This window comes from Mesorhizobium sp. M0018 (genome assembly GCF_040323955.1).
Lineage (GTDB): Bacteria > Pseudomonadota > Alphaproteobacteria > Rhizobiales > Rhizobiaceae > Mesorhizobium.
Genome location: NZ_JAMYVL010000005.1, coordinates 233,123 through 246,709 on the forward strand (window position 1 = coordinate 233,123; position 13,587 = coordinate 246,709).

Annotated in this window: 11 protein-coding genes; 5 read left to right on the plus strand and 6 right to left on the minus strand. The window is 64.5% G+C overall.

Going from position 1 to position 13,587, the window contains the following annotated elements:
• The first annotated feature begins 494 nt into the window (after positions 1-494).
• The 4 genes from NKJ81_RS09615 to NKJ81_RS09630 all read left to right on the plus strand — a co-directional run bounded on the left by NKJ81_RS09615 (position 495) and on the right by NKJ81_RS09630 (position 5,738).
• A complete protein-coding gene (locus tag NKJ81_RS09615; RefSeq protein ID WP_352540283.1) occupies positions 495-3,902 on the plus strand; it encodes a helicase-related protein in 3,408 nt (1,135 codons plus the stop codon).
• Positions 3,903-3,914: 12 nt separating this feature from the next.
• Positions 3,915-4,301: an RNA-binding S4 domain-containing protein gene (locus NKJ81_RS09620; RefSeq protein ID WP_352540284.1), complete on the plus strand. Its 387-nt coding sequence runs from the start codon at positions 3,915-3,917 to the stop codon at positions 4,299-4,301.
• Between the two features lie 148 nt (positions 4,302-4,449).
• The gene (fdxA, locus tag NKJ81_RS09625) at positions 4,450-4,788 is read left to right on the plus strand and encodes a ferredoxin FdxA (protein WP_352452512.1); all 339 of its coding nucleotides are present in this window, start codon (positions 4,450-4,452) and stop codon (positions 4,786-4,788) included.
• A 368-nt stretch (positions 4,789-5,156) separates the two neighbouring features.
• Entirely contained in the window at positions 5,157-5,738 is a 582-nt protein-coding gene (locus NKJ81_RS09630; protein WP_006327799.1) for a CarD family transcriptional regulator, read from the plus strand.
• An 81-nt stretch (positions 5,739-5,819) separates the two neighbouring features.
• On the opposite strand, the gene NKJ81_RS09635 is transcribed toward NKJ81_RS09630, so the two are convergent.
• From NKJ81_RS09635 to NKJ81_RS09645, 3 genes are all read right to left on the minus strand, one after another.
• The gene (locus NKJ81_RS09635) at positions 5,820-6,593 is read right to left on the minus strand and encodes an amino acid ABC transporter ATP-binding protein (protein ID WP_352540285.1); all 774 of its coding nucleotides are present in this window, start codon (positions 6,591-6,593) and stop codon (positions 5,820-5,822) included.
• On the minus strand, positions 6,590-7,270 hold the full coding sequence (locus NKJ81_RS09640; RefSeq protein ID WP_352471183.1) for an ABC transporter permease subunit: 681 nt from the start codon (positions 7,268-7,270) through the stop codon (positions 6,590-6,592). Before NKJ81_RS09640 ends, NKJ81_RS09635 begins: the two co-directional genes overlap by 4 nt.
• 122 nt (positions 7,271-7,392) lie before the next feature.
• Positions 7,393-8,166 carry an amino acid ABC transporter substrate-binding protein gene (locus tag NKJ81_RS09645; protein ID WP_352540286.1) on the minus strand — a complete coding sequence of 258 codons (774 nt, stop codon included), beginning with the start codon at positions 8,164-8,166 and terminating at the stop codon, positions 7,393-7,395.
• A 324-nt stretch (positions 8,167-8,490) separates the two neighbouring features.
• On the opposite strand from NKJ81_RS09645, the gene NKJ81_RS09650 reads away from it, so the two are divergent.
• Positions 8,491-9,348, plus strand: a complete 858-nt coding sequence (locus NKJ81_RS09650; RefSeq protein WP_254816490.1) for an RNA polymerase factor sigma-32 — start codon at positions 8,491-8,493, stop codon at positions 9,346-9,348.
• 13 nt (positions 9,349-9,361) lie between these two features.
• Here NKJ81_RS09650 and NKJ81_RS09655 read toward each other — a convergent pair whose 3' ends face one another.
• The 3 genes from NKJ81_RS09655 to thiP form a co-directional block, all read right to left on the minus strand.
• Positions 9,362-10,831 carry a M48 family metalloprotease gene (locus NKJ81_RS09655; RefSeq protein WP_023680559.1) on the minus strand — a complete coding sequence of 490 codons (1,470 nt, stop codon included), beginning with the start codon at positions 10,829-10,831 and terminating at the stop codon, positions 9,362-9,364.
• 253 nt (positions 10,832-11,084) lie between these two features.
• Positions 11,085-11,876: a thiamine ABC transporter ATP-binding protein gene (gene thiQ / locus NKJ81_RS09660; protein WP_352540287.1), complete on the minus strand. Its 792-nt coding sequence runs from the start codon at positions 11,874-11,876 to the stop codon at positions 11,085-11,087.
• On the minus strand, positions 11,873-13,492 hold the full coding sequence (gene thiP, locus NKJ81_RS09665; protein WP_352540288.1) for a thiamine/thiamine pyrophosphate ABC transporter permease: 1,620 nt from the start codon (positions 13,490-13,492) through the stop codon (positions 11,873-11,875). Before thiP ends, thiQ begins: the two co-directional genes overlap by 4 nt.
• Positions 13,493-13,587 lie beyond the last annotated feature (95 nt).

Sequence of the window (13,587 nt, forward strand, 5' to 3'; positions counted from 1 at the left end):
AGCTATCGCTGATTCGTCGCCGATTCGTTCCGGCTTTGAGCGGAGCGTTAACGGCGAGAGCTGAAAACACCTGCGAAATGATTAAAGCGCATTAGGAAACATCAATAATTTCATAATGTTGTGCGAAGCAGGTTGGCCAGCCACGACCATTCACCGGCAAAGGTTAACCGCAGTGCTCGCTTTGATGCCGCTTGCATAAATCGGGCCAGTTTCCGTGATTCAGCATGTGGTGAGGTACGCCGGCAGAAAACCCAGATGTAGCCGTGAACAAAACCTGAATCAGCGCGAGTCAGTGATTCGTCGCTGATTCGTTCCAGACTCGTTCCAACTGTTAATCGGGAACAGATTTTCTGGCTTCGAACCGACCAATCGGCCTGCCCTCGGCATATTCCGCTTTCGCTTCGCGCCCGAAATCCCTATGTGTCGCCTGTCATACGCGGCCAATATGGGCGCGCTCCCGACAATGCGAGGCAGAGAGCCTTATTTCCAGGCCGATGAACATCCATCCGAAACACACTGAACCGCTGATCCTGTCGGGTCGAGACGTGACGGCCGTGCTCGGCCCGACCAACACCGGCAAGACCCATCTCGCCATCGAACGCATGGTGGCGCACGAAAGCGGCGTCATCGGCCTGCCGCTCAGGCTGCTTGCCCGCGAGGTCTATACGCGCGTCTGCGAGAAGGTCGGCGCCCATAAGGTGGCGCTCATCACCGGCGAGGAAAAGATCCAGCCGGCGGGCGCGAAATACTCGGTCTGCACCGTGGAAGCGATGCCGCGCGAGACCGACGCCGCCTTCGTTGCCATCGACGAGGTCCAGCTCGCCGGCGATCTCGAACGCGGCCACATCTTTACCGATCGCATCCTACATCTGCGCGGCCGGCAGGAGACGCTGCTGCTGGGCGCGGCCACCATGCACGGCATCCTGCAGCGCCTGCTGCGGGGCGTGTCGGTGGTGACCCGGCCACGCCTGTCGCATCTTGCCTATGCCGGCTCGAAGAAGCTGACCCGCCTGCCGCGGCGCACCGCGATCGTCGCCTTCTCGGCCGACGAGGTCTATGCCATCGCCGAGCTGATCCGCCGCCAGCAGGGCGGTGCCGCCGTCGTGCTCGGCGCACTCAGCCCGCGCACCCGCAACGCCCAGGTGGCGCTGTTCCAGTCGGGCGACGTCGACTACCTCGTCGCCACCGACGCCATCGGCATGGGCCTCAACCTCGACCTCGACCATGTCGCCTTCGCCCAGAACCGTAAATTCGACGGCTACCAGTACCGCAACCTGACGGCGGCCGAGCTCGGCCAGATTGCCGGCCGCGCCGGCCGGCATCTGCGCGACGGCACCTTCGGCGTCACCGGCCAGGTCGATCCGCTGGATGATGAACTGGTCAACAAAATCGAGGCGCATGATTTCGACCCGGTGAAAGTACTGCAGTGGCGCACCGCGCATTTCGATTTCGCCAACCTTGATGCGCTGAAGCGCTCGATTGAGACCAACGCCCCGGTCGAAGGCCTGACGCGCGCGCTGCCGGCAGTAGACGCGCAGGCGCTCGAGCATCTGTCGCGCGACGAGGACGTCCGGGCACTCACCACCGATGCCAGGCGCGTGGCGCTGCTGTGGGAAGCCTGCGCGCTGCCCGACTACAGGAAGATCGCGCCGGCCCAGCACGCCGACTTGATCGCCTCCATTTACATGGACCTTGCCAGGCACGGCCATGTCGACGAGAACTACATGGCCGAGCAGGTGCGCCGTGCCGACACAACCGAAGGCGACATCGACACGCTGTCGCACAGGATTGCCCAGATCCGCACATGGACCTTCGTTTCCAACCGGCCCGGCTGGCTGGCCGATCGGGCACACTGGCAGGAAAAGACGCGCGAAATCGAAGACAGATTGTCGGATGCGCTGCATGAGCGGTTGACGAAACGTTTTGTAGACCGCAGGACTTCCGTCCTCATGCGGCGCCTTAGAGAAAACACGATGCCTGAAGCCGAAATCAGCCCAACCGGAACCGTCCTCGTCGAAGGCCATCACGTCGGCGAGTTGCAAGGTTTCCGCTTCACCGCCGACCAGAGCGCCGGCGGCGAAGACGCCAAGGCGGTGCGGGCGGCGGCGCAGAAGGCGCTTGCCGCCGAGTTCGAGGCGCGGGCCGAGCGCTTCGGCGCCTCGGCCAATGGCGACATCGCGCTGGGTTCGGATGGCACGCTGCGCTGGATCGGCGCGCCGATCGGCACGCTGGTCGCCGGCGAAGACGCTTTGAAGCCGCGTCTGGTTCTGCTGGCCGACGAGCAACTCACCGGCCCGGCCCGCGACAAGGTTGCGGCGCGCGCCGAGCGCTTCGTCAATTTCCAGATCGAATCCCTGCTGAAGCCGCTGGTCGATCTCAAGAATGCCGAGCAGATCACCGGCATCGGCCGCGGCATCGCTTTCCAGCTTGTCGAGCATTTCGGCCTCATCAACCGTCGCGACATCGCCGACGAGATGAAGTCGCTCGACCAGGAAGGCCGCGCGGCGCTTCGCCGTCTCGGAGTGCGCTTCGGCGCCTACCATGTCTTCGTGCCGGCGCTGATCAAACCGGCGCCGGCCGGGCTGATAACGCTGCTGTGGGCGCTGAGAAACGACGGCAAGGACAAGCCCGGCTTCGGCGATGTCGTTCACGCACTGGCCTCCGGCCGCACCTCGGTGGTCATCGATCCGACCTTCGACAAGACCTTCTACAAGCTTGCCGGCTACCGCAATCTTGGCCGGCGTGCTGTACGCGTCGATATTCTCGAACGGCTGGCCGACCTGATCCGGCCGGCGACCAACTGGAAGCCGGGCCTCGGCCCTCGCCCCGACGGCGCCTATGACGGCCAGTCCTTCATGGTGACGCCGCCGATGATGTCGATCCTCGGCGCCACCGCCGACGACATGGAAGAAATCCTGAAGGGACTCGGCTATCGCGCCGATGCCAAACCGGCGGCCGAGGTCAAGGCGCGGCTCGAAGCACAGGACAATGCCGCGCGTGAAGCTGCCGCTGCAAAGCAGGCGGCGGAAGAGACTGCGCGCGTCGAGCAGGCGAGGATGGCGGAAGCATCTGCCGCGGCAGAGCCGCCGGCGGAGGCTTCGGAACCTGTGTCGGATGCGGCTCCTGTTGCGGAGGCGGCGGCCGAAGCTGTGACCGAAGCGACGGCAGAGCCTGTCGCGGAAGCTCCAGCCCCTGAAGCTGCGGCAGAAGTCACGCAAGAGACCCGGCCCGCCGCGGAGGCGACTGCTGAAGCGCCTGCGGAACCAGCGGCCGAGCCAACGGCGGAACTTGGGGCGGAAACTGAGGCTGCGGCACCGGCAGAGCCGCCGGTTTCCGACACTACGGAAGCATCGCCGGCCGAACCTGCAGCGACGGCAGGAGCCATCGCCGGCGAAGCTGCTCCAGAAGCCGAGGAGCCAAAACCCATCCTGTTGTGGCGGCAGGGTCGTTTCGACCAGCGCCCGCGTCATCGCCAGCATGACAACCGCCCCCGGGACAATCATCGGGACAATCGCGCGCGCAGTGGTCAAGCTGCGCCGGACAGCCGCAGCGATGCGCCGACAGATGCCGGCGGGCAAGCGACGCCGGGCGACCGGCCCGCCCGTCAGGGGCGCCACGACCAGCGCGACGGCGCCGGCAAGCCACGCTTCGATCGCAGCAAGTTCAAGCCCAGGCCGCAAGGCGAGGCGGCAGAGCAGCGCGCCGGCAAGCCGCAAGGTGAACGCCCGGACCGGCGCGAAAACCGGCCCGACTGGAAGGCTGGCCGGCAGGACGGCAAAGGCGGCGCCCAAGGCGCAAAACCCGCCTTCCAGCCAAAGCCGCGTGAGGAACGCCCGGTCCGCTTCGATCCGGACTCGCCCTTCGCCAAGCTCGCCGCGTTGCGCGACCAGCTGAAGAAGTAAGCTGCTCGTCCAATGGTCACTGATGCCCGCCAGCGCATCGACAAGTGGCTGTTCTTCTCGCGCGCGGTAAAATCGCGCACGCTGGCAGCCAAGCTGGTCGTCGCCGGACGCGTCCGCATCAATCGCGACAAAGCAGCGCAGGCCTCCGATACGGTCCGGCCGGGCGACGTTTTGACCATCACGCTGGAGCGGCGGATCTTCGTCTGGAAAGTCCTTGGCACCGGCGTACGGCGTGGCCCGGCCGAAGAGGCCCGCCTGCTCTACGAGGACATGTCGCCGCCCCCCGCGCCCAAGGGCGAGGCGCTTCCGGATGCGGTGCCGCCGTTGCGCGAGGCCGGCAGAGGTCGCCCGACGAAGAAGGAACGCCGCCAGACCGACCACCTGCTCGGCGACGATTGAGCAAGGTCGAACGCCCGCTTTGCCGGCCTTCCGGAATTCCATTCCGGAAACCGCGGCACCGCTGGCAGGGGCCGCCCTTGCCACCGGCGGACAAAGGCGTTACCTCACCAAAAAAGCCCAACAAAATGGGACGTCCCGGAGCCGACCAATGACCTACGTCGTGACCGACAATTGCATAAAATGCAAATACATGGACTGCATCGAGGTCTGTCCGGTCGACTGCTTCTACGAAGGTGAGAACATGCTCGTCATCCACCCGGACGAGTGCATCGATTGCGGTGTCTGCGAACCGGAATGCCCGGCCGACGCGATCAAGCCCGACACCGAGTCGGGCCTCGACAAATGGCTGCAGATCAACACCGAATATGCCGACAAATGGCCCAACATCACCGCCAAGAAGGAGCCGCCGGCCGACGCTAAGAATTTCGATGGCGAAACTGGCAAGTTCGAGAAATATTTCTCCCCCGAGCCCGGCGAAGGCGACTGACGAGCCTGCCGGCTGCGGTGGCCTGACGCCGCGTAACAGCCGTGATACATTAACCGCCTTGACAGGCGGCGACGGCGCGTGGCCTTCGCGCGTGCAGCAAAACCTTGATTCTTCCGACTTTTTGTGTTATATCAACCAAACATGCCGGTGACACAACGTCGATTTATGGCGCAAACGCCCCAAATCACTGAAAGGTGAATTTCTCAATCCGGACCAGAGCGATCTGGGGCAGGCGGTCGCAATGTTGCGATTTGCCGGTCCTGGCCTTTCCGGTGAGTTCATCGTTGTGTGGCTGAGGACCGGTCACCCCGGTCGCACGAGTTCGGGCCGGCACGATGCCGGTACCACAACAAGGAGTTCAGGGCGTAATGGCAACGATCACCCCGCAGAAGAAGTCCACCGCAGCGCGCCACGGTTTCAAGACCGGCGAGTACATCGTTTATCCGGCGCATGGTGTCGGCCAGATCGTCTCGATCGACGAGCAGGAAGTCGCGGGCCACAAGCTGGAGCTGTTCGTCATCGACTTCCAGAAGGACAAGATGCGCCTCAAGGTGCCGGTCGCCAAGGCGACCTCGATCGGCATGCGCAAGCTGTCGGAAGAGGATTATGTCGAGCGCGCGCTGAAGGTCGTGCAGGGCCGCGCCCGCGTCAAGCGCACCATGTGGTCACGCCGTGCCCAGGAATATGATGCCAAGATCAACTCCGGCGATCTGATCTCGATCTCGGAAGTGGTGCGCGACCTTTACCGCGCCGATAACCAGCCGGAGCAGTCCTATTCCGAGCGCCAGCTCTACGAGGCGGCCCTCGACCGCATGGCCCGCGAGATCGCGGCCGTCAACCGAATGTCGGAGACCGAAGCGGTCCGCCTCATCGAGGTGAACCTCAACAAGGGTCCCAAGCGCGGCGCCAAGGCCGACAACGAGGAAGCCGAGCAGGAAGAAGCCGCCTGAGCTTTTCTCGTCTTCGAATTCACAAAAAACCCGGCCTTGCGCCGGGTTTTTTTGTCTTAGCTGACCGGCGACGAGGCATATCTAACCTTCGCCGCCGCCTTCCCTTTCCGCCTCGTGCTTCAGCGTGGCGATGAACCGCTTGGTCCGCTGGCGCTCCGGATTGCTGAACAGTACCGCGGCCGGCCCTTGTTCGACGATGTTGCCGGCATCGAGGAACACCACTTCCCGCGCGATCTTGGAGGCGAGCCGCAGATCATGCGTCGCCATCACCATGGTCGTGCCCTCGCTGGCGAGCTTGCCGAGCACATCGACCACCTCCTGCGCCAGTTCCGGATCGAGTGCCGAGGTCGGCTCGTCGCAGAGCAGGACTTTCGGCGAAGGCGCCAGAGCCCGGGCAATCGCCACGCGCTGCTGCTGGCCACCTGACAGCGTCGCCGGCCAGGCATCGGCCTTGTGTGCCATGCCGACCTTTTCGAGCAGGGCCAGCGCCCGTTCGCGTGCCCTTTCCCTGGGCCATTTCAGCACCGTCACCAGCCCCTCCATGATGTTCTCGATCGCGGTGCGATGCGGAAACAGCTGGAAATTCTGGAACACCATGCCGGTCTGCAGCCGCAGCCGCTGGATATCCCTGGTCGAGACCCTGCCGCCGGGGCGGAATTCGAGTGCATCGTCGCCGATCCGTACCGTGCCTGAAGTCGGGAGCTCGAGCAGGTTGATGCAGCGCAAAAGCGTGCTCTTCCCTCCGCCCGATGGTCCGACAAGCGCCGTAACGCTGCCTTCCTCGATGGTGACGGTCACGCCCTTCAGCACAAGATTGTCGCCGAAACGCTTTTCGATGTTGGTGAGGCCGATCATGCGCGCGCCTCCAGGAAGCCGCCATAACGGTTGAGCCGCGTTTCCAGCCGCGCCTGCAAGGCCGACAGCACGGAGCTCATGATCAGATAGAGGGCCGCTGCCTCGACATAGAGGATCAGCGGCTCATAGGTGGTGGCGACGATGCGCTGCGCTGCCTGGAACATCTCCGGCACCGTGATGGCGGCGGCGAGCGAAGTGTCCTTGACCAGCGAGATGAAGGTGTTGGACAGCGGCGGCACGGCGACGCGCCCCGCCTGTGGAAGAATGGTGCGCCGCATTGCCTGAGCCCAGGTCATGCCGATCGAATAGGCCGCTTCCCACTGGCCCTTGGGCACCGAACCGATGACGGCGCGGATGATTTCCGATGAATAAGCACCGATGTTCAAGGTGAAGCCGATCAGTGCTGCCGGAAAGGCGTCGAGCAGGATGCCGACCGATGGCAGGCCGTAGAAGATAAGGAACAGTTGCACGAGAAGCGGCGTGCCGCGGAATATCCAGACGTAGAAGCGGACCACGGCGACCAGCGGTTTGGGACCGAACAGCCGGACAAGCGCCACAACCAGGCCTAGTACAAGACCGAATGCAAACGACAGCAGCGTCAACGGCACGGTGAAGATCAGTGCAGCCCACAGCAGCGTAGGCAGGGATTCCAGCATCAATTGCAGCCAGTGCGGCACGAAGGCTCCTCCTTGCCAGATTGCCGTCGCTCATATCACGCGAAAGCGGCGGGCCGTCAAAAGACAGCTCGCCGCGATATGAACGACGCGGGCCGGCGTTCGGCCCACACGAGAAAGCCGTTTTACTTCGAAACGTCCTGGCCGAAATAGGTGTCGGCGATTTTCTTGTAGGTGCCGTCGGCCTTGATGTCGGCCAGCGCCTTATTAATGGCGGCCACCAGTTCCGGATCGCCCTTGCGCACGATGACGCCGGAATAGTCGGCGTTTTCTTCCTGGGCGGCAATCTTCACATTGGCGTCGGGCTTGTGCTTCTTGAAGTCGAGGAAGGACAGGCTGTCGTTGATGGTGGCGTCGGCGCGGCCGGTAAGAAGCAGCTGGATCGACTGGTCGAAGCCGTCGGTGCCGACGAGCTCGGCGCCATTGGTTTCAGCCAGCTTGCCGAAATTCGAGGTCAGCGATTGCGCCGCCTTCTTGCCCTTGAGATCGGCGAAACCCTTGATGTCGGTGTTGTCGCCACGCACGATCAGCACCGCCTTGGAGGCGATGTAGGGATCGGAGAAAGCATATTTGGCCTTGCGCGCCTCGGTGATGCCGACCTCGTTGATGACGGCATCGTAGCGGTCGGCATCGAGACCGGCGATCAGCCCGTCCCATTTGCCTTCGAGGAACTGGGCTTTGACGCCGAGGCGCTCGGCGATGGCCCGCGCGATCTCGACGTCGAAGCCGACCAGCGCGCCGGAAGCATCATGATAGGTGAAGGGCGCATAGGTTCCTTCTGTGCCGACCTTGAAGACGCCGGACTGCTTGATCTGGTCGAGATTGGCGCCGGCGTGACCGGCGGCGATGGCCAGAACCTGCAGCGTTCCGGCGATGATGAGCGATTTGAGCCATTTCATTTTTCTGTGATCCGTCCTTGGCCGGTGTCCGGCGTCATTGCGAGTGCCGGAAAATGACAGATGCGCGATGCCAGAATAAGAAACTGAATTTCAAAAATCCCGCGCCCTTGAAATCCAATTCTCAACCAGCATCTTCCGGCGCCATCCGGCTGAGTCAAGGCCGGTGGCGAATCGCCTGGAACAGCGCAATCGACATGACAGTCCGGGGGAACATTCCCCCGCATGGCACGTTCTTCGCTGTTGTAGGGCGCGGCGCCGCCATTTCAACCATCGGCGCCAACTCACGATTCGATCGCACCGCAACGCCTGAAGCAGGAGCGCGGCATGATGGAAGACAGTGCAGGACGGACCATGGTTCGCGCGGCGATGAAAGCCCCTTATCTGGAACGTGACGAAGAGCATCTCCTGGCGCTGCGCTGGAAGGAAAACAATGACCAGCACGCGCTGCACCGCATCACCGTCGCGCATATGCGGCTGGTCATTTCCATGGCGTCGCGGTTTCGCCACTACGGCCTTCCGCTGGGCGACCTGATCCAGGAAGGCCATGTCGGGCTGCTGGAGGCCGCGGCCCGTTTCGAACCCGAGCGCGAGGTGCGGTTCTCGACCTACGCGACTTGGTGGATTCGCGCCTCGATGCAGGACTATATCCTGCGCAACTGGTCGATCGTGCGCGGCGGCACCAGCTCGGCGCAAAAGGCGCTGTTCTTCAACCTGCGGCGTCTGCGCGCCCGCCTGGCAAACGGCGCCGAGCAGACGTCGAATGCCACGCTCTACCGCGAAGTGTCGGCGGCTCTCGGGGTATCGGAAGCCGATGTGGCGATGATGGATTCCCGCCTTTCGGCGCCGGACAGCTCGCTCAACACGCCGCTAGCCGACGATGCCGGCGCAACCGAGCGGATGGAGTTCCTGGTTTCGGATGACCCGCTGCCCGATGAGGTCGTCGGCGATACGATCGACGTCGAACGCCGCTCGGTGTGGCTGAAGACGGCACTCGGCGCTCTCAATGCGCGCGAGCTCAGGATTATCGAGGAACGCCGGCTGAGCGACGAGGGCGCGACGCTCGAAGCGCTCGGCGAGACGCTCGGCATCTCCAAGGAACGTGTCCGGCAGATCGAGGCGCGCGCCATGGAAAAGCTCAAGGCGGCGCTGGTAAAGCAGAATCCGGAATTTCTCGCAGCCTGAATCGCGTCGCCTGCTATTTGTCGGTGACGATCTTGACCTTGTCGCCGGCCGAAACCGCGGCACCCGGCGACAGCGCGTTGAGCACCCTGAACAAATCCAGCTTGCGGTCGACGCCGACCATCTGCGCGGCCAGGGAGCCCATTGTCTGGCCGGGCTGCACCGTGACGATGCGGATACGCAGCGGCTTCAACGCCGCCTTCTCGGCAGCACTCAGGATGCGGAACGAGCCGCTGACCGAGCGCGCCACCGTGCTCAGCGAGGTGCTGGCCGACGGTGCAGCAGTCAGCAAGCGGTAGACCTGGCCGCCGGCGCGGATCACCGCAATGTCGAATTGCCAGCCATCGGCGCCGGCATGCGCGGTTGCCGCTTCGTTGCCGTTGATCGTCTCCTGGCGCACGCTGCTGTCGTCGAGGCCGGCAACCCAACCGCTGCGGATGTAGTCGGTCAGCGAGCGGTTCTTGTCGATCGAAACGCCGTCGAAGCGGATCGCCATGTCGCCCGGGCCTGTGGCCGTCACCGCCGCCGCCGAATTGTCGATGACGAAACCGTTGGGCACCGAGAACGACACACCGAGGCCAGGGTGCAGGAAGGTTTCGCCGCGCACGTAGCCTTCCTCCGGCGTGTCGCCGTAAAGCAGCCCGTCTACGCCGGCAAGAAATGAATCGCGGTCGCGCGACCCGACACCAGGCGCGCCGAACTGGCGGGCGTGGCGCTGCGCGAGATCGATACGCTGCGGCGTGTTGGGGTGCGTCGCCAGGAAGTCGAGGCTGGCGTCGGTGGCGCCGCTGATTGAGCGGAAATCGGTATAGGCCGACATCGACTGCAGGAAGCGGCCGGCGGCGTAGGGGTCGAAACCGGCTTCGCCGATCGACTTGATGCCGATGGCATCGGCCTCCAGCTCCTGATTGCGCGAGAACTGGGCCAGCCTCAGCTTGCCGCGGATCAGCGCCGCCTTGGCCGTCGGGTTGTCGCCGAGCACGTCCGAAACGACCTTGGTCGCCAACCCCTCTTCGGCTTCCAGCTGCTGGCGCTGCAGGCCGTGGTTGGCCGTAACGTGGCCCATCTCATGCGCGATGACGGCGGCCAGCTCGGCGGAATCGTTGGCCAGCGCCAGCAGCCCGCGGGTGATGTAGAGATAGCCGCCCGGCAGCGCGAAGGCATTGACGTTGGGCGAGTTGAGGATGGTGATGCGGTAGGTCTGGGTTGGGTTGGCCGACACCACGGTCAGTCTGCCGACGATCTTGGCCACCATGCGCTCGAGCTTGGGGTCGGAATACTCGCCGCCATAGGTGGCGAGGATGCGCGGGTGCTGCGCCTTCGCCAGTTGAGCGAGCTTGCCGTTGGCGGCGACATTGTCGACCGTGATCGGCTTGTCTGAGGGCTGAAAGCCTGATTCCTGCACGTCGGGAGGCGTGAACATCTGGCAGCTTGCCAGCGCCACGGCAAGACCGGCCAGCGCCAGAAAGCGCGCCAGCGGTTTCACCCTCCGATTGTCGATGCCGGTCGGCAGATCGGCTTCCTTTCAAGTCCTGGCACGTGACCGCGAAAATCGGGCGCGATTTCCGGAAAGCATCACGCGCAAATCAAGTGCTACGGCGTCCTTCGTGCGTCCGACAGATACGAGGCAGCAAGGGCAAATCACGGCCTAGGCCGGACCAGCTCCTGGCGGACCTAGCCACACTACCTCGACCATGGCAAGCAAGCGCCGCTTCGCCTTCCGCCGGTTTGACCATAAATTATGTCCGCTTCCGGGCAACATCTCGTGATCCAGCCGCAAACGGACCCGAGCCGATATAGCGTCGGAATGCCTCCGGTCCAGCCCCGACGAAAAAATCGGCCGCGGTGCCCGTCGCGGCAACCGTGCCACCATCCAGGAAAACCATGTTTTGGCCGATACGGCGCGCATCGTCCGGCTGGTGCGTGACGAATAGCACCGTCATGCGCTGCTCCGAATGAACGTCGGCTACCAGATCGAGCATGTCGTCGCGCAGTGCCGGTCCGAGCGAAGCGAACGGCTCGTCGAGCAACAGCACCGGCCGGTCGCGCACCAGGACCCGGGCGAGCGCGACGCGCTGCCGCTCGCCGCCGGAGAGTTCGCGCGGCAGCCGGCTTTCCTTGCCGGCAAGACCGACGCGCTTCAGCGCTGCGGCGATTGCGGCGCCGTCAGCCTCGCTCAGCTTGAGCGAAGGCGAGCGGCCGAGCCCGACATTCTGCTCGACCGACAGATGGGCAAACAGGTTGTTTTCCTGGAACACCATCGATACCGGCCGCGCTGATGGCGGCGCAGTGCTGACGTCGGCGCCGCCGATCAGCACGCGGCCCGACCGCGGCGTCTCGAAACCGGCCACCAGATTGAGCAGCGTCGACTTTCCCGAACCGCTCGGCCCCATGATGGCGGTGATTTCCGACACCGGGAAATCGACATCGAATATAAGCGGCGTTTCACCATAGCTGAACGAGACATTATCGAGCCGCACGGCCGCGCCTTTTTCCACCGAAATGGACCGTTCCGGGCTTATCGGCATCATGATTTCTCCCTCCTTCCCAGCCAGTCCGCGGCCAACACCAGCGCCAGGCAGACAAGGCCGAGCAGCAGCGCCAGGCCGGCGGCATCCTCGGTGCGGTAACTGCCCATGCGCGCCAGCAACAGATAGGGCAAGGTCTGCACGGAATCGCTGCCGAACAGCGCAATGACGCCGAGATCGCCGAGCGACAGCGCCATGGCGAACGCGAAGCCGGTGGCGAGCGGCCGCCGCAGCGACGGCCAATCGACCAGCCGCAACCGGTTCCAGCCCGAGATGCCAAGCTGTGCGCAGAGCCGTTCGTGGCGTTCGCTCGCCGCGTCATAGGCAGGGCGGATGGCGCGGATGGCGAACGGCATCGCCATCACCGCATTGACCGCAACGACCATGACAGGGGCGATCGCAAAGACATCGCCGACGGTGCGCAGGAGCAAGAACCAGCCGGCACCGATGACGATGGGCGGCACCACCAGGACGAACCCCGCACCGGTGTCGGCCAGGTGTTCGAGCAGCGTCCTCCTGCCGCTCCGCCGGGTGAGCGCCAGCGCCCGGCGCGCCATCACCAGCGACAGCGACAACGCCACAGAGAGCAGCGCCGACAGGAGGGAGAGCACGGCACTGGTCGCCGTCGCTTGCCGCACCGCGCTCTCGCCGGCCAGGCGGCCGAGATCGGCGCCAAGCCCGGCTGCCAGCGTGGCCGCCATCGGCCCGGCGACAAACAGCAGTGCGAGCCCGATCGCCAGCGCGTTCAGCACGGTCTCGGCCGCACCGGCTGAAAAATACCGGCGCGGCGCCACCGGCAGATTGGCGTCGCCGGTCATATTGGCGCCAAGCCGCGTCAGTGCCAGCACGACGACGAAGGTCAGGGCAATCTGCAGCAGGGTCAGCGTCACAGCCCGCGCCGGGTCGAAGTCGAAACGCAGCGCCTGGTAGATGGCAACCTCGAGCGTCGTCGCGCGCGGCCCGCCGCCGAGCGTAAGCACGATGGTGAAGGAGGTGATGCACAGCATGAAAACGAGCCCGGCAACGCCCGGCAAGGCCGCACGCAGCGGCGGCCATTCGATCAGCCGGAAGGCCGGCGCAGCCCCCATGCCAAGCTGGCTCGCCAGCCGCCATTGGTTACCCGGCACGGTCTGCAACGCCTCCAGGAACAGCCGCGTCGCCAGCGGCAGGTTGAAGAAGACATGCGCAACGAGTATGCCCGACAGGCCATAGATGCCGGGCCAGCTCTGGCCGCCTAGCGCGCCCAGCGTGCCGGCAAAATAGCCGGCGCGGCCATAGAGCGCCAAGACACCGAGTGCGGCAACAATGGCCGGCAGCGCCAGTGGCACGGCGAAAAGCTGGAGGATGAAGCCTCGCCCGAAAAAACGCGGATGCCGCGACAGGGCGCGCGCGACGAACAGCGCCGGTGCAACGGAGAGCAGGGTCGACAGCAGAGCCTGCCAGAGCGTGAAACGGACGACGCGCAAGAGATAGGAATCGAAAGCGGAGGCGGCGCCGGACAGGTCGCGTGTGGCTTCGACGACGAGCCCGGCGAATGCACCGCCGATCAGCAGCGCGATGGCGGCGAGCGCGACGATGCCGGCAGTGACGCGGGGATCGGCCGGATGACGCGTACGCATGTCGTGCTACCCGACACTACGACAGGTGTTGATCGAAGGAAATACCTGGCAAAGGCCGAGCCCACCCCTCTCTGGCCTGCCGGACATCTCCCCCT